Origin of the sequence: Kribbella sp. NPDC023972 (assembly GCF_040639075.1) — a bacterium.
Lineage (GTDB): Bacteria > Actinomycetota > Actinomycetes > Propionibacteriales > Kribbellaceae > Kribbella.
On record NZ_JBEZZH010000003.1, the window covers coordinates 369041 to 384685 of the forward strand.

The following is a 15645-nucleotide window of genomic DNA, read 5'->3' on the forward strand; positions in this document are numbered from 1 at the left end:
CACACTCTAGACCCTTCCTACCCGAGCGCCTTCCAGAAGGCGAGGCGGTGCTCCTTCTCGTAGTCGACGGGACGGATCGCAGTCGGAGCGAGTGACTGGACCGTGTCCGGGGTGGTGAACTTCGGCCAGGCCGGCAACCCGTCGCCGTTCGGGTCACTGCGATGGGCGAAGTTGGTCCAGTAGCCGATCATCGCGTCGGACAGGGCGAGCTGGTCCTGCGTCATCCCGGTCGTGCCGCTGGGGAACAGGTACTGTACGTCGCCCGCGTGCCAGGCGCCGGCCTGGAACCCCTTCGGGAACGGGATGTCCAGCGGCGCGTTGCGGTCCGCGAACTCGTAGAACCACAGCGGATTCTTTGCCGAGAGCAACTGGTTCTGCTTCAGCTGGGCCTGGGCCCACATCCGATCAGTGATCACAGCCGCCCAGGCCACCGCCGGTGTGACGTAGTCGGTGAGCGGATACTCCTTCTCGATGGCGACGGCGGCGTCGCCGAAGGCGGTCCGGAGCAGTCCGGGGTACGCCGCCGCCGTGACCGGACTGCCGGCCAACTCGCGGAAGAAGGCGACGAAGGTGGTGTGCTCGTCACGCGTCGTACCGGAGAGCACGGGGACGCTCGCGAAGTCGCCGTTCGCCAGCGCTTGCGCCGGATCCGAGGGGAGCTGGTCGTTGCCGAGGGCATACGGCTGGAAGATGTTCATCACCTGCGGCGCCGCGAGCAGCTTGGCGGCCGGGACCTTGCGCAGACAGGCCAGGTCCTTGCAGCCTAGTTGCTGGGCCAGGGCAACGCCTTGGGTCTGGGCGTCCTTCGTCGTGGTCCAGCCGTACCAGGGGAGGGCGGGCAAGTCGGGGTAGGTGGCCCCGGCCGGCATGTCCATCAGGGTGAAGCCGCTCTGCATGATCACCTTGTCGAACAGGCCGTGCGACGCCTTCGACATCAGGTGCGCGCTGGTCGACGTGGCGCCGTACGAGACTCCGAACAGGGTCACGTTGCCGGGGTCACCGCCGAACGCCTCGGCGTTGCGCTGGACCCAGCGCAGTACGGCGCGCTGGTCCTGCAGGCCGATCGTGCCGGAGTCCTTCAGCTCGGGATGGCCGAAGCCGCCGAAGACGCCGAGGCGGAAGTTGAACGTGACCACGACGACCTCGCCGTTCGCCGCGAGCCGGGCCGGGTCGAACAAATGACCGGCTCCGATCGCGCCGTCGCCGTGGATCCACACCATGACGGGCTTCTTCTCGCCCGACCTGGCCGGGGTGGTCACGTTGAGGAACAGACAGTCCTCGTTCGTGCCGGACAGGTCGGCGATCGGGCTCTTCAGCTGTGGGCACGGGCTGCCGGGTTTGGTGGCGTCGCGTTCGCCGGTCCACGGTTTCGCCGGTTGCGGGGGTGCCCACCGGAGCTCGCCGACCGGCGCGGCGGCGTACGGAATCCCTTGGAAGACGCGGCGGTCGGAGTGCACGGTGCCGCGGACGTCGCCGGTGTCGGTGTGGACGACCGGGCCTTGGCTGGCCACTCGAGGCGCCTCATCCTTGCTGCAGGCAACTAGTGTCGCGACGAGGGACAGGGTCAGTGCGATCGCGCGCATCTCAGGCCTTCCGGGTGGTGCGGTCGACCAGCGCGGCGAACTCCCGGCCGGCGGCATCGAGGTCGAGACCGGGTTCGAGTTCGAGCTGGCGGATGATCCCGTCCCGGACGGACAGGATGAACACCGCAACCAGGTGCGGATCGAACTCCCGGAGTACGCCGCTTTCCTGACCGAGCCGCAGTACGTCGGCCAACCGGTCCTGGTCCGATCGCGCCAGCTCGGCGGGCACCACGTCCTGCTTGATTCGGACCAGTGCGGCCGCGTGTGAGCGGTGGGTGCGAAGGAACGCGATGTTCGCCTCGACGAAGCCGCGCAGCACCTCGGCCGGCCCCTCGACGCCCTCGGTGTGCTCGAGGACGAAGCCGGCGAAGGTCGCCAGGATCTCCCGGCCGACCTCCTCGAGCAGCTCCTGCCGGTTGGCGAAGTGATATGAGATCAGCCCGGTGCTACTCAGCCCGGCCTGCTCCGCGATCGCCTTGAAACTCGCCTGAGCCGATCCCGACGCAGCGATCACCTCGATCGCCGCCGCCACGATCTGAGCCCGCCGCGCCTGCTCGGTCACCGTCCGTTTTGCTCGCACAAGCAAACTCTAGCTCATCCAAGCAAGCATCACCTCTATGCCGGATCTCGTCGGTTGATGAACTCTCTGAGGAGGCGCCGGGTATCCAGAAATCACAGGCGGCGATCGTCAGGCTGATGTCGGGCGCCGTACCCGGGTAGCGGTGAGCAAGGCGACGAGGGCAAGGGCCGCGCCTGCGGTGATGATGGCGCCGAAGACCCAGGGCTGGGGGTTCGAGGCGTTCAGCGCGAGGAGGGTGCCGCTGACAGCGAGTGCGGTGGCGATGCTCATCGAGGCGGCCATCTGAGCCGCGCTGCTGTTGCGACCGGAGTTGCCGGCGTCGGACAGATCCAGCGTCAGCACCGACAGAGACGACGAGTTCAGGCCCATGCCGATCCCCGCGAAGGCCCAGCCGATCAGCCCGAACCAGGTGCTCGCGTCCGTCCACGCCAGCAGCGAGGTGACCAGCAGTCCGCCGGTCATCAACGCGAGCCCCGTGCGCAGTACGGTCACTCGCTGGATGCCGTGCTCCCGGCCCTGCAGCCAGGACCCGAACGCCCAACTCGTGCCCGTGATCGACAGCGTCACGCCGGCCTGCGACGGACTGAAGTGATGCTGGAGCGTGAGCAGCAGCGGCAAGTACGCACCGACGCTGGCGAACGCCGCGCTGCCGAGCCCTCGTACCGCGACCACGGCCGGGAACCCTCGCCGCGCCACGAACGTCCCCTGCGGCATCACCCGTACGGCGGCCAACCCGAGCACCACCACCGCCACCACGATCGCGATCCCGCCGATCACCGGATGCGCCTCGAGGTGATCACCGGCCAGCGTCATCGAGAACAGCGCGACCGAGGCGGCGAGCGCCCACGGCAGCGCCGCCCGCCCGGCCTCGAGCGCGGCCGCATCCTCAGCGCTGCGCTCGGGCGCCGGCGTGCTCAGCGTCTGCCGCATGGCCGGGCCCAGCAGCATCCAGCTCGGCACGATCAGCAGGACCGCGCCGAGGAACACCCACCGCCAGCCGAACTGCTCGGTCACCACCCCGGTCAGCACCGGGCCGAACAGCGACGGCAGGATCCACATCGCGGCGAACAGGGAGAACATCTTCGGCCGCAGTACGGCGGGCAGCGCGCGGGCGACCAGCACCATCAGGGAAACGTCGAGCAACCCCTCGGCCAAGCCGCTGAGCAACCGGCCGGCGACGATCATCGGCATCGCCGACGCGGTGCCGACCAGCAGCTGAGCCAGGGTGAACGCGATCGCGCCGGTGCGCAGGGTCGGGATCGGGCCGCGGCGGTCGGACCACAGGCCGGCGATCGCGAGCGAGATCAGGAAGCTCGCGTTCGGGGCCGCGTTCGCCAGGCCGAAGCTGCCCAGCGCGTCGAACTCCCGCACCATGGTGGGCAACGCCGTACCGACGGCACGGTTCTCCAGCGCGCTGAGGGTGACCAGGCCGATCACGCCGAGCACGAGTGGCAGGTGGCGGCCGCTGAACAGCCGGGGCGGGGGCGCGACGGGCGCGTTGACCGAGGACATGGTGGATATCGTTGAAGTTCAAGTCAGCTTCAAGTCAAGTCCTGCTGCTGTCGGGAAGGCGGAACACCAGTACAAGGACGCGCAGGACCAGGACGACGCAGATCACCAGCAGGTTGTAGCCGAACAGCTGGAACAGCGTGATCGAGTCGGTGATCCGCGGACCGCCCGGCGTACCGAGCAGCAGCACCGCCATCAGGCCGGCGGTGGCGCCGAGAATGGCGAGGAGGACCTGGTGCAGCAGCGTGGTGACGTGCCGGCGGTCGCGGTCGTCGGCGAACAGGCGAACGTTCAGGTTCAGGCGGCCGCTCTCGGCCGCGGCGGCGATCCGGTCGATCCGGCGCGGCAGCCGCCGCAACATCGGCAACAACGTCGCGAGCTCCTCGGTCGCCGTACGGCGTAACGCGTCGGGAGCGAGGCGGTCGGTCACGTGCGCGGTGGCGAACTGGCGGGACGCGGCGACCAGGTCGAAGCCAGGGGAGATGCGCGAGATGGTGCCCTCGACGGTGGCCAGGGCACGGAACACCGCGGCCACCTCCGGCGGTACGCCGAGATCGTGCGAGGTGATGATCTTGAACAGGTCGTTGAACATGGCCGGCCCCAGCGCCACCCCGGCGGCGAGGTGACGGGTCATGAACTGGCCGACGGCGCGCTCGAGACTCCGTTCGTCGATGACGTCAGGGCGGTAGACGATCTCCAGCAGGGCATCGGTCGCCGCGACCGGGTCACCGTGGTCGATCGCGAGCAGGAACCGCTGCAGCGCCTCCCGGGTGGCCGGATCGAGCCGGCCGACCGAGCCGAGGTCCAGCATGCCGATCCGGCCGTCGGTCAGCAGCAGGAAGTTGCCGGGATGCGGGTCGGCGTGGAAGACACCGTCGATCGCGACCTGGCCCAGCAAGCAGTCGAACAGCGTGCGGCCGAGCCGGGCCGCGTCCAGGCCGCGGTCGGCGATCGCTCCGGCGGCGTTGCCCAGGCCGATGCCGTCCAGCCGCTGCATGGTCAGGACCCGGCGGGTGGAGGCGTGCGGGTGGAGCTCGGGCACGACCATTTCGTTGTTCGAGGCAACTGATCGGCCGGCCGCGACGGTGGTCATGTTGCCGGCCTCGACGGTGAAGTCGAGTTCCTCGCGCATCGCGTCCGCGAACCCGTCGGCCAGGGCGCGGACGCCCATCGCCCGGCCCCAGTCGGTGTTCCGCTCCAGCAGCCGGGCGAGCCGCCGGACGATGTCGAGATCCCGCTCGACCACCGCGGCGATGCCGGGTCGCTGGACCTTGACCACCACGCCCTGTCCGTCGGGCAGCCGGGCCGTGTAGACCTGGGCGACCGAGGCGGCGGCGAGCGGCTCGGTGTCGAAGTCGGCGTACAACTGGTGAGGCGGTGCACCGAGCTCGTCGGCGAGGACGGCCTCGACCTCGGGCCACGGCGCCGGGGAGACCTGGTCCTGCAGGCGGCTCAGCTCGTCGGCGACCGAGGCGGGGATGATGTCGCTGCGGGTGGACAGCACCTGGCCGAGCTTGACGAACGTGACGCCGGCCTCGTCGAGGGCCAGCCGCAGCGATCGGGCCAGCTCGGCCTGACCGGCGGCGTTCTCGCGACCGGGACGGCGACGACCGCGGAGGTACGGGCCGAGGCCGTGCCTGATCGCGATCCGGACAATCTGCAGGTAGCGCTTGGTCCGGGCGATCCGGCCGGTCAGGTCGCGCCGCAGGTCGCGGGCCCGGGGCAACGAACCGGTCGGGACGAGCGCTTCGGCCAGGACCAGGAAGATCAGGCCGGACAGCACCGAGCAGAGTGTGGTGAGGATGAGCAACGCCATCGCGGCCGCGTTCGACCCCTCGAACGGCGGCGGCCCGACCAGCCCCTCGGCGATCGGATTGAACAGCGCGAGGGTCAGCCCAGTACCGACCGCCAGCCGGACCAGGCCGAACCGCACCCCGAGCAGCCGTTGGGCCACCGGCACGAAGACAGCCATGAAGATGGCGATGTTGATCAACCCGATGAGTACGACGTCCATGCCCGGAACCCTAGGCGCTGCATTCCCCCACCGACTCACCCACACGAGTGAACGCCCCCTGGGATCGTTTCGCTGGCAGACCACTCATAGAGGGGGTTTGCCACCCGGAATCAGGGTGGCAAACCCATCACTTGGTGGGTCAGCCAGCCAAATGACGGCCCCCTGGCTCACGGGGGAGGCCAGGGGGCCGGAGGGGTGGGTCAGGCGGGGCGGCGGCGGATCTTGTTGCCCAGCCAGACCAGGGGGTCGTACTTGCGGTCGACGACGCGTTCCTTCATCGGGATGAGGGCGTTGTCGGTGATCTTGATGTGCTCGGGGCACACCTCGGTGCAGCACTTGGTGATGTTGCAGTAGCCCAGGCCGTGCTGCTCCTGGGCCTCGTGCTGCCGGTCGGCGGCGTCGAGCGGGTGCATGTCCAGCTCGGCGATCCGCATCAGGAAACGAGGGCCGGAGAAGTTCTCCTTGTTCTCCTCGTGGTCCCGGATCACGTGACAGGTGTTCTGGCACAGGAAGCACTCGATGCACTTGCGGAACTCCTGCGAGCGCTCCACGTCGATCTGCTGCATCCGGTACTCGCCCGGCTTCAGGTCCGCCGGCGGCGTGAAGGCCGGGATCTCGCGCGCCTTGGTGTAGTTGTACGAGACGTCGGTGACGAGGTCGCGCATCACCGGGAAGGTACGCATCGGCGTGACCGTGACAACCTCGTCCTCGTCGAACGTGTTCATCCGGCACATGCACATCAGCTTCGGCATGCCGTTGATCTCGGCGCTGCAGGAGCCGCACTTGCCGGCCTTGCAGTTCCACCGGACCGCGAGATCCGGGGCCTGGGTCGCCTGCAACCGGTGGATGACGTCGAGGACGACCTCGCCCTCGTTCACCTCGACCTCGTAGTCCTTGAGCTCACCACCCTCGGAGTCACCCCGCCAAACACGGAACTTGCCCTTGTAGCTCATCGGCGTCCTCGCTTCGCTGCGGGCGCCGATGAGCAGAGCTCGCTGTGCCCAATGATGCCTTCGCTCCGCTCAGTCATGAACCGGCAGCTCCTCTTCGGTCAGGTACTTCTTCAGCTCGTCGAGTTCGAACAGTTCGAGCAGGTCGTCCCGCATCGGGAGCTGCTCCTTCTCGGTCACGTTCACCCCGCCGTCGGTGTCCAGCACGCAGACCAGCAGCTTGCGCCGCCACTCGGCCGACATGCTCGGGTAGTCGTCGCGGGTGTGACCGCCGCGCGACTCCTGCCGCTGCAGCGCCGCCTTCGCCACGCACTCCGAGACGGTCAGCATGTTGCGCAGGTCGAGCGCCAGGTGCCAGCCGGGGTTGAACTGCCGGTGGCCCTCCACCGTCATCTTCGCGATCCGGCCGCGGAACTCGGCCAGCCGGCCGAGCGCCTGCTCCATCTCCTCTTCCTTGCGGATGATGCCGACCAGGTCGTTCATCGCCTGCTGCAGTTCCTGGTGGATCGAGTACGGGTTCTCGCCGCCCTCGAGCTCGAACGGCGCCAGCGCCTCGGCCGCCGCCGCGTCGATGTCGTCCTCGGAGATCTTCGGCCGCTCCGCGCCGAGACCGTCGACGTACATCGCCGCACCCATGCCGGCGCGCCGGCCGAACACCAGCAGGTCGGACAGCGAGTTGCCGCCGAGCCGGTTCGACCCGTGCATCCCGCCCGCGACCTCGCCGGCCGCGAACAGGCCCGGGACCCTCGACTGCGCGGTGTCCGGGTCGACCTCGACGCCGCCCATCACGTAGTGGCAGGTCGGGCCCACCTCCATCGGCTCGGCGGTGATGTCGACGTCCGCGAGCTCCTTGAACTGGTGGTGCATCGACGGCAGCCGGCGGGTGATCTCCTCGGCCGGGAGCCGCGACGACACGTCCAGGAACACCCCGCCGTGCGGCGTACCGCGACCGGCCTTCACCTCTGAGTTGATCGCCCGGGCGACCTCGTCACGCGGCAGCAGCTCCGGTGGCCGCCGGTTGTTGTCCGGGTCCTTGTACCAGCGGTCCGCCTCGTCCTCGGTCTCCGCGTACTGCGCCCGGAACACGTCCGGCACGTACTCGAACATGAACCGCTTGCCCTCGGAGTTCTTCAGTACGCCGCCGTCACCGCGGACCGACTCGGTGACGAGGATGCCCTTCACCGACGGCGGCCAGACCATGCCGGTCGGGTGGAACTGGATGAACTCCATGTTGATCAGCGTCGCGCCGGCCCGCATCGCCAGCGCGTGCCCGTCACCGGTGTACTCCCACGAGTTCGAGGTGACCTTGAACGACTTGCCGACCCCGCCGGTGGCCAGCACGACGGCCGGCGCGTCGAACAGGATGAATCGGCCGGACTCGCGCCAGTACCCGAAGGCTCCGGAGATCGCGTCACCGTCCTTGAGCAGCTCGGTGACGGTGCACTCGCCGTACACCTTGAGGTTGGCCTCGTAGTCGCCGGTCTCGCGGAAGTCCTCCTGCTGCAGCGAGACGATCTTCTGCTGCAGGGTGCGGATCAGCTCCAGGCCGGTGCGGTCGCCGACGTGCGCGAGCCGCGGGTAGGTGTGACCGCCGAAGTTGCGCTGGCTGATCCGGCCGTCCGGCGTCCGGTCGAACAGGGCGCCGTACGTCTCCAGCTCCCAGACCCGGTCCGGGGCCTCCTGGGCGTGCAACTCGGCCATCCGCCAGTTGTTCAGGAACTTGCCGCCGCGCATGGTGTCGCGGAAGTGGACCTGCCAGTTGTCGTTGGAGTTCGCGTTGCCCATCGCGGCCGCGCAGCCGCCCTCGGCCATCACGGTGTGCGCCTTGCCGAACAGCGACTTGCACACGATCGCGGTGCGCTTGCCCTGTTCGCGGGCCTCGATCGCCGCGCGCAGGCCGGCGCCGCCGGCCCCGATCACGACGACGTCGTAGGTGTGTCGTTCGAGCTCAGTCATGTGAGAAGAGGTCCCAAGAAGTAGATGCTGCTCAGTTGAAGATGCGCAGGTCGGAGAACCAGCCGGCCGAGACCGCCATGATGTAGGCGTCGGTCAGGATCACGGTGAACAGCGACGTCATCGCGAACGTGCCGTGCTTGGGGTTCAGCTTGGACACGAAGGTCCAGTACCGGTAGCGCAGCGGGTGCTTGGAGAAGTTCTTCAGCCGGCCGCCGACGATGTGCCGGCAGGCGTGGCAGGACAGCGTGTAGAGCCAGAGCATCACCAGGTTGACCCAGATGATCACCGTGCCCAGGCCGATGCCGAAGCCGCCGTCCTTGCCGTGGAAGGCGAGGATGCCGTCGTACACGTTGAGGACACCGAAGACCAGCGCGCCGTAGAAGAAGTAGCGGTGCAGGTTCAGGGCGATCAGCGGGAACTTGCGCTCACCGGTGTACTTCTTGTGCGGTTCGGGGACGGCGCAGGCGGCCGGTGCGAAGAACAGCGATCGGTAGCCCGCCTTGCGGTAGTAGTAGCAGGTGCCGCGGAAGCCGGCCAGCACCACGAAGGTGATGATGCTCAACGGCAGGAACACCGGGAACTTGGGGAACCAGGTGCCCAGGTGGCTGGAGCCGGGGACACAGGAATCGCTGATACAGGGCGAGTACAGCGGCGTGAGGTACTCGTACTGATCGACCCAGTACCACTTGTTCATGAAGATCCGGACCGTCGCGTAGACGATGAAGAAGGCCAGGATCACCCCGATCCGCAACGGCGCCAGCCACCAGCGGTCGGTTCGTGCGGTCTTGACCCCGATCTGCGCGCGACCGGGTGCGCTCACTCCAGTCGTCATCAGGGAGCGTGCCGATCCGGCGCGCCGAAGCCTTCTTGCTCCGCGTCTGTCCACATGGACGCGTCATACTCCACGTCGGGAATCTCCTCGAGTTCCTCCGGAACCGGTCCGGGTCTGTGGCGGGGGTCGGGAGGGCCGAGCTCGGCCAGATCATCGTTCAGCCTGGCCACGTCCGACACCAACCGGCGAATGCCGAGGGTGTCACCGTACTCCTGGCTGAGTTTCCCGACGGCCGCATGCAGCGTCTCGAGCGCGCGGACGACCGCGGCAACGCCGCTGTTGCCCCCACTGTGTAACTCAGCACCCATGCCGACTCCAGTGATTGTTTTGTAGCGGTCAGTATGCGCACACTTTGCCTCTGGCAGCCGCGCAACGGAAGACCCTTCGGTACGGCGTGTTTCTAGTAAGGCTTGCCTCAGTTGCTGTGCGCGGTCGGGTGCAGTAATGGAGTGAATCCCGCCTTCAGTACAACGAGATTCGCCGGTGGCGTGAGTACGGCGACCTCGTGCAGCCCGGGTGGCCGGACCGGATCGCCGTACCCCTCCCAGGACCAGGGCAGCACCCGGTGATCGAGCACCAGCGCGGGGCGACCGTCGTACCGGATCATCGCCGCGTCGGGGAGCTCGTCGAGGTCCTGGATGGTGGTGCGTTGCTGTCTGGTGCGCGGGTCGACGCGCTCGACGTGGAGCTGTGCGTCCATCGCGGCGGCCCGCGGCCGCTGGTCGAGATCGCGGCCGGTGGCCCAGGCACCGGCGTACCGCAGGAAGTCTCTGCGGCGGCAGTGATGGCATGGGCGATGGCCGGCCGCGAGGGCGACTGCTTCGTCGAAGAAGAACAGTGCGGTCCAGCGGCCCGGCGGCATCGGGTCGCGCCTGACGCCCTTCCAGTCGAGGACGCAGCAGATCCACGCCTTCGACCGCCAGCGGGTGGTGCCGAGGCGGCGATCGGGACCGTGCAGCGTGCCGCGGTTGCCCATCAGCAGGCCGCGGCCCGGCTCGGCCACGATCTCCTGAGTGGGCAGGACCCGGTTCTGCAACGGCACCCTCAGATCATCCCGCTGTCCGCCGACACTTCTGGCACAGTGCCTGGATGAACCCAGTCAGTCCAGGCCGGGAGGCCCCATGACCGTGTTGAATGCCGCGCTGCCGCGCGGCGGGTCATGGGGCTTTGACTCCCGCCCTTCCCTCGTCGCTCCGGTCGCTGCGCTCCCTACGCTCCTCAGTCCAGGCCGGGAGGCCCCATGACCGTGCACATTGCCGCGCTGCCGCGCGGCGGGTCATGGGGCTTTGACTCCCGGCCTTCCCTCGTCGCTCCAGTCGCTTCGCTCCCTACGCTCCTCAGTCCAGGCCGCGAGGCCCCATGACCGAGCGGCAAGTGGTGATCGGGGTCGCGGTGGTTCGGGGAGGCCAGGTGCTCGCGGCACTGAGGGACGGGCCGGACGGTGGCTGGGAGTTCCCCGGTGGCAAGGTCGAGCCTGGGGAGACGGAGCAGGTCGCCGGCGCCCGGGAGCTCGCCGAGGAGCTGGGCGTGGAGGTCGTGGTCGGGGAGTCGCTCGGTCCCGCCGTACCGATCAACGAGCGGTACGCGCTCCGCGTGTACGCCGCCGAGCTGGCCGCGGGCGAACCGGTTGCGCATGAACACCGGGAGATCCGCTGGGTGGGCGCGGGCGAGCTCGGCGGGCTGGACTGGTTGCCCGCGGACCGGCCGTTCCTGGCGGCGGTCCGGGACCGGATGACGAAGAAATCTTGAACCGTCACGATTCGGTGACTGCTTTTCAGCACCCTTGGCGTCCATACTTCGAGATGCATAGGGTTCCGGCATCTCGGGAAAGCCGAGTGGCGCCGGGGTGCACTCATCGCGAAGGACTGGTGACAGGTAATGACGCTGGGGGTATCCGAGTCGCAGCAGTCCCCTGAGGGCGGTCTGCCGGCCGATGCGCTAGCCGAGACCTCCGAGGCGAAGCAGATCGAGGGCCGGTCGCTCGGTCAGATCGCCTGGGCCCGGCTGAAGCGAGACAAGATCGCGGTCGTCAGCGCGATCGTGATCCTGCTGATCATCGCGGTGGCGGTCTTCGCCCCGCTGATCGTCAAGCTGAACGGCTTCCCGCCGGATCAGTTCAACCGGACCGACGCGGACGGTCAGCCGCTGCTGAACACCCGCGACGGCGGTATCCCGATCGGTGGGCTGTGGGGCAGCGGCACGAGCAGTGAGCACTGGCTCGGTGTCGAGCCGCAGAACGGCCGGGACGTGTTCTCCCGGCTGGTGTACGGCACCCGCGTCTCGCTGCTGGTCGCGCTCGGCGGGACGGTCATCGCCGTCATTCTCGGCACCGTGATCGGGATGGTGTCCGGCTACTTCAAGGGCTGGGTCGACACGCTGCTGAGCCGCTTGATGGACATCATGCTGAGCTTCCCGACCCTGCTGTTCATCATGGCCCTGACGCCGGTGATCGCCTCCCGCGGCCAGGACCTGTTCGGCATCCCGGACGACAACAAGCTTCGGATGGGCGTGCTGATGTTCGTGCTCGGCTTCTTCGGCTGGGCGTACCTGGCCCGAATAGTCCGGGGACAGACCCTGTCGCTGCGCGAGCGGGAGTTCGTCGAGGCGGCCCGGTCGCTCGGCGCCGGTCCGATCTACGTGATCTTCCGGCAGATCCTGCCGAACCTGCTCCCGACGCTGCTGGTTTACACGACCCTGCTGATCCCGAACTACATCACCGCCGAGGCGGCGCTGTCGTTCCTGGGTGTCGGGATCAAGGAGCCGACCGCGTCGTGGGGCCGGATGATCGCCGACGCGTCGGACTGGATCGAGAGCAATCCGCTCTACCTGTTCTTCCCCGGGCTCGCGCTGTTCATCACCGTGCTGGCGTTCAACCTGCTCGGTGACTCGGTCCGCGACGCCCTCGACCCGCGTGCCGGAAGGGGCTGACCGATGGGCCGCTATCTGATCCGCCGGCTGCTCCAGACGGTGCTCATTCTCCTGGTGATCAGCGCGATCACGTTCTTCCTGTTCTGGGCCACCCCGGCGAATCCCGCGTTGCTGATCTGCGGCAAGAACTGCAACGCCGAGACGGTTGCCCAGGTCAACGAGACGTACGGTTTCGACGATCCGCTCATCGTCCAGTACGGCACCTACATGCAGGGCCTGGTGAGCCCGGGGGGCCGGACGATCGGCTCCGAGGGCAGCGAGCGGACGTGCGCGTGGCCGTGTTTCGGCGAGTCGTACCAGAACGGCATCCCGGTCTGGAACTCGATCTCGGACGCGTTCCCGGCGACCTTGTGGCTGGCCACCGGTGCCGCCGTACTGTGGCTGTTCTTCGGCGTGATGCTGGGACTGCTCGCGGCGTTGCGTAAGGGCAAGGCGCTGGACAAGCTGAGCGTCGGCGTCGCTCTGTTCGGTGTGTCCTTCCCGACGATCGTGTTCGGCTACCTGCTGCTGTTCCTGTTCATCGTCAAACTCCAGTGGATACCGTTCCCGGACACGGCCAACGCGGCCTTGTTCACCGTCGGCCCGGTGAAATGGCTGCAGTTCTACATCCTGCCCTGGATCACGCTCGCGCTGGTGTTCGCGGCGCTCTACACCCGGCTCACCCGGGCCAACATGATCGACACGATGAACGAGGACTACATCCGCACCGCCCGGGCCAAGGGTCTGGGTGAGCGCACCGTGGTGTTCAAGCACGGGCTGCGGTCCGCGCTGACGCCGATCGTGACGATCTTCGGCCTGGACCTGGGCGGACTGCTCGGCGGGGCGGTGATCACCGAACAGATCTTCAGCATCACCGGGCTGGGCAAGTTCGCGATCGACTCCGTGCTCAGCAACGACCTGCCCGCGATCATGGGCGTCGTCTTGTTCGCCGCGATCTTCGTGGTCCTGGCGAACGTGATCGTCGACGTCCTGTACGCCATCATCGACCCGCGCGTGCGGCTGTCGTGACCCGGCGAGGAGACCAAGTGACCGAGTCCGTGACGAGTACCGCACCGGCAGCCGCCAGTACCGGCCGGCCGTTCCTGGAGGTCAAGGACCTGCAGGTGCACTTCCCGACCGACGACGGTGTGGTGAAGGCCGTCAACGGCCTGAGCTTCACCCTGGAGCGCGGCAAGACGCTGGGCATCGTCGGCGAGTCCGGCTCGGGCAAGAGCGTGTCCAGTCTGGCCATCATGGGCCTGCACAAGGGCAGCCGGGCGCAGGTGAGCGGTGAGATCTGGCTGGACGGCGCCGAGTTGGTGTCGATGTCCGTGCCGGAGATCCGCCGGCTGCGCGGGCAGCAGGTCGCGATGATCTTCCAGGACCCGCTGTCGGCGATGCACCCGTTCTACCGGGTCGGCGACCAGCTCACCGAGGCCTACCTGGTGCACAACGACGCCCCGAAGTCGGTGGCGAAGAAGCGTGCCGTCGAGTTGCTCGACCGGGTCGGCATCCCGTCGCCGGACAAGCGGTACTTCGACTACCCGCACCAGTTCTCCGGCGGTATGCGGCAGCGGGCGATGATCGCGATGGCGTTGATGTGCGATCCGCAGCTGCTGATCGCCGACGAGCCGACCACCGCGCTCGACGTCACCGTCCAGGCCCAGATCCTCGACCTGATGATGGACCTGCAGAAGGAGTTCAACTCCGCCATCATCATGATCACCCACGACCTCGGTGTGATCGCCCAGATGACCCAGGACGTGGTGGTCATGTACGGCGGCCGGGTCGTCGAGACGGGGAACGTCCGGGACATCTTCTACCGGCCGGAGATGCCCTACACCTGGGGCCTGCTCGGCTCGATCCCGCGGGTGAACCGCAGCGGTGACGCGCGGCTCAAGTCGATCCGCGGCACGCCGCCGTCGCTGATCAACCTGCCCAAGGGGTGCCCGTTCCAGCCGCGCTGCGACTACCAGCAGTACGTCGAGGGGCACTCGTGCACCGCTGAACTGCCGGAGCTGCTCCAGATCGACACCGGCGGGCACCGGGTTCGGTGCCACATCGACTCCGAGCAGCGCAAACAGTTGTTCGCCGAGCAGATCAAGCCGAACCTGTGACGTGCGAGGAGCGATCGTGACGACGACATCGACCGAAGAGGCGCCGGCCAAGCAGCCCTCGCAGGGCGAGCTGCTGCTCGAGACGAGCGGGCTGCAGCGCTACTTCCCGGTCACCCGCGGCATCATCTTCCAGAAGCAGACCGGCGCGGTGAAGGCGGTCGACGGTGTCGACCTGACCATCCACGCCGGCGAGACGCTCGGCGTGGTGGGCGAGTCGGGCTGCGGGAAGACCACCACCGGACGCCTGGTGACCAGGCTGGACGAGCCCACCGGCGGGAAGATCACGTTTCTGGGCCAGGACATCACCCACCTGAGCCGGGCCAAGATGCGACCGTACCGGCGGGAGATCCAGATGATCTTCCAGGACCCGTTCTCGTCGCTGAACCCACGGCAGACGGTCGGCGCCATCATCGCGGCTCCGTTCGACATCCAGAAGGTGAAGCGCGAGAGCACCACGAAGCAGAGTGTCCAGGCGCTGATGGAGCGGGTCGGGCTGAACCCCGAGCACTACAACCGCTACCCGCACGAGTTCTCCGGCGGCCAGCGGCAGCGGATCGGCGTGGCCCGGGCGCTGGCGCTGCGCCCGAAGCTGATCGTCTGCGACGAGCCGGTGTCGGCGCTGGACGTGTCGATCCAGGCCCAGATCGTGAACCTGCTGGAGGACCTGCAGGACGAGTTCGGCCTCGCCTACCTGTTCATCGCGCACGACCTGTCGGTGATCCGGCACATCTCCGACCGGGTCGCGGTGATGTACCTGGGCAAGGTGGTCGAGACGGCTGATCGCGACGAGCTCTACAACCACGCCCGGCACCCGTACACCCACGCACTGCTGTCCGCGGTTCCCGAGGCCGACCCGGACGCCACCGCCCATCGGGAGCGGATCCGGCTGACCGGAGACGTCCCGAGCCCGCTGAACCCTCCGTCGGGCTGCCGGTTCCGGACACGCTGCTGGAAGGCGCAGGAGATCTGCGCCCAGCAGGAGCCTCCGCTGCTGCAGATCGGTGCCCCCGGACACAAGGCTGCCTGCCACTTCCCGGAGGAACGCGATGTGATCTAACGGCTACTGAGAGTAGCCGTGGGTTTCGGAAAGGCATTGATAGGGGTCACGATCCGGTCACCTGGCCGAACTGTCATTGCGCCCCTTTGTGAATACGTGAGTTGATGACCGCGACATGACGGAGAGCACTTCTCACCAAG

Annotated in this window: 14 protein-coding genes; 5 read left to right on the forward strand and 9 right to left on the reverse strand. The window is 67.9% G+C overall.

Going from position 1 to position 15645, the window contains the following annotated elements:
- Positions 1-17 precede the first annotated feature (17 nt).
- From AB0F43_RS14900 to AB0F43_RS14940, 9 genes are all read right to left on the reverse strand, one after another.
- Positions 18-1583, reverse strand: a complete 1566-nt coding sequence (locus tag AB0F43_RS14900) for a carboxylesterase family protein (RefSeq protein WP_360475608.1) — start codon at positions 1581-1583, stop codon at positions 18-20.
- Between the two features lies 1 nt (position 1584).
- A complete protein-coding gene (locus tag AB0F43_RS14905; protein ID WP_360475612.1) occupies positions 1585-2163 on the reverse strand; it encodes a TetR/AcrR family transcriptional regulator in 579 nt (192 codons plus the stop codon).
- A gap of 108 nt (positions 2164-2271) precedes the next feature.
- Entirely contained in the window at positions 2272-3675 is a 1404-nt protein-coding gene (locus AB0F43_RS14910) for an MFS transporter (protein WP_360475615.1), read from the reverse strand.
- A 34-nt stretch (positions 3676-3709) separates the two neighbouring features.
- Positions 3710-5686: an AarF/UbiB family protein gene (locus AB0F43_RS14915; protein ID WP_360475618.1), complete on the reverse strand. Its 1977-nt coding sequence runs from the start codon at positions 5684-5686 to the stop codon at positions 3710-3712.
- Between the two features lie 200 nt (positions 5687-5886).
- Positions 5887-6639, reverse strand: a complete 753-nt coding sequence (locus AB0F43_RS14920; RefSeq protein WP_360475620.1) for a succinate dehydrogenase/fumarate reductase iron-sulfur subunit — start codon at positions 6637-6639, stop codon at positions 5887-5889.
- Between the two features lie 69 nt (positions 6640-6708).
- Positions 6709-8592: a fumarate reductase/succinate dehydrogenase flavoprotein subunit gene (locus AB0F43_RS14925; RefSeq protein ID WP_360475623.1), complete on the reverse strand. Its 1884-nt coding sequence runs from the start codon at positions 8590-8592 to the stop codon at positions 6709-6711.
- 31 nt (positions 8593-8623) lie between these two features.
- Positions 8624-9424: a hypothetical protein gene (locus tag AB0F43_RS14930; protein WP_360475626.1), complete on the reverse strand. Its 801-nt coding sequence runs from the start codon at positions 9422-9424 to the stop codon at positions 8624-8626.
- Positions 9424-9732, reverse strand: coding sequence for a hypothetical protein (locus AB0F43_RS14935; RefSeq protein WP_360475629.1), 309 nt, complete (start codon positions 9730-9732; stop codon positions 9424-9426). Before AB0F43_RS14935 ends, AB0F43_RS14930 begins: the two co-directional genes overlap by 1 nt.
- A 107-nt stretch (positions 9733-9839) precedes the next feature.
- Entirely contained in the window at positions 9840-10466 is a 627-nt protein-coding gene (locus tag AB0F43_RS14940) for a hypothetical protein (RefSeq protein WP_360475632.1), read from the reverse strand.
- Positions 10467-10783: 317 nt separating this feature from the next.
- Between AB0F43_RS14940 and AB0F43_RS14945 the strand changes: the two genes are divergently transcribed.
- The 5 genes from AB0F43_RS14945 (at position 10784) to AB0F43_RS14965 (ending at position 15505) form a co-directional block, all read left to right on the forward strand.
- The gene (locus tag AB0F43_RS14945) at positions 10784-11173 is read left to right on the forward strand and encodes a (deoxy)nucleoside triphosphate pyrophosphohydrolase (protein ID WP_360475635.1); all 390 of its coding nucleotides are present in this window, start codon (positions 10784-10786) and stop codon (positions 11171-11173) included.
- Positions 11174-11302: 129 nt separating this feature from the next.
- Positions 11303-12352: an ABC transporter permease gene (locus AB0F43_RS14950; protein WP_360475638.1), complete on the forward strand. Its 1050-nt coding sequence runs from the start codon at positions 11303-11305 to the stop codon at positions 12350-12352.
- Positions 12353-12355: 3 nt separating this feature from the next.
- Entirely contained in the window at positions 12356-13360 is a 1005-nt protein-coding gene (locus AB0F43_RS14955) for an ABC transporter permease (protein WP_360475641.1), read from the forward strand.
- A gap of 17 nt (positions 13361-13377) precedes the next feature.
- A complete protein-coding gene (locus AB0F43_RS14960; RefSeq protein ID WP_360475644.1) occupies positions 13378-14448 on the forward strand; it encodes an ABC transporter ATP-binding protein in 1071 nt (356 codons plus the stop codon).
- A gap of 16 nt (positions 14449-14464) precedes the next feature.
- Positions 14465-15505: a dipeptide ABC transporter ATP-binding protein gene (locus AB0F43_RS14965; RefSeq protein ID WP_360475647.1), complete on the forward strand. Its 1041-nt coding sequence runs from the start codon at positions 14465-14467 to the stop codon at positions 15503-15505.
- Positions 15506-15645: the final 140 nt, after the last annotated feature.

What these genes read in the sequence shown, in the direction of transcription:
- AB0F43_RS14910 (WP_360475615.1), bottom strand. Translation starts at nt 3,675, where the DNA reads ATGTCCTCGGTCAACGCGCCCGTCGCGCCCCCGCCCCGGCTGTTCAGC.
- AB0F43_RS14900 (WP_360475608.1), bottom strand. Translation starts at nt 1,583, where the DNA reads ATGCGCGCGATCGCACTGACCCTGTCCCTCGTCGCGACACTAGTTGCC.
- AB0F43_RS14945 (WP_360475635.1), top strand. Translation starts at nt 10,784, where the DNA reads ATGACCGAGCGGCAAGTGGTGATCGGGGTCGCGGTGGTTCGGGGAGGC.
- AB0F43_RS14925 (WP_360475623.1), bottom strand. Translation starts at nt 8,592, where the DNA reads ATGACTGAGCTCGAACGACACACCTACGACGTCGTCGTGATCGGGGCC.
- AB0F43_RS14935 (WP_360475629.1), bottom strand. Translation starts at nt 9,732, where the DNA reads ATGGGTGCTGAGTTACACAGTGGGGGCAACAGCGGCGTTGCCGCGGTC.
- AB0F43_RS14950 (WP_360475638.1), top strand. Translation starts at nt 11,303, where the DNA reads ATGACGCTGGGGGTATCCGAGTCGCAGCAGTCCCCTGAGGGCGGTCTG.
- AB0F43_RS14930 (WP_360475626.1), bottom strand. Translation starts at nt 9,424, where the DNA reads ATGACGACTGGAGTGAGCGCACCCGGTCGCGCGCAGATCGGGGTCAAG.
- AB0F43_RS14920 (WP_360475620.1), bottom strand. Translation starts at nt 6,639, where the DNA reads ATGAGCTACAAGGGCAAGTTCCGTGTTTGGCGGGGTGACTCCGAGGGT.
- AB0F43_RS14915 (WP_360475618.1), bottom strand. Translation starts at nt 5,686, where the DNA reads ATGGACGTCGTACTCATCGGGTTGATCAACATCGCCATCTTCATGGCT.
- AB0F43_RS14955 (WP_360475641.1), top strand. Translation starts at nt 12,356, where the DNA reads ATGGGCCGCTATCTGATCCGCCGGCTGCTCCAGACGGTGCTCATTCTC.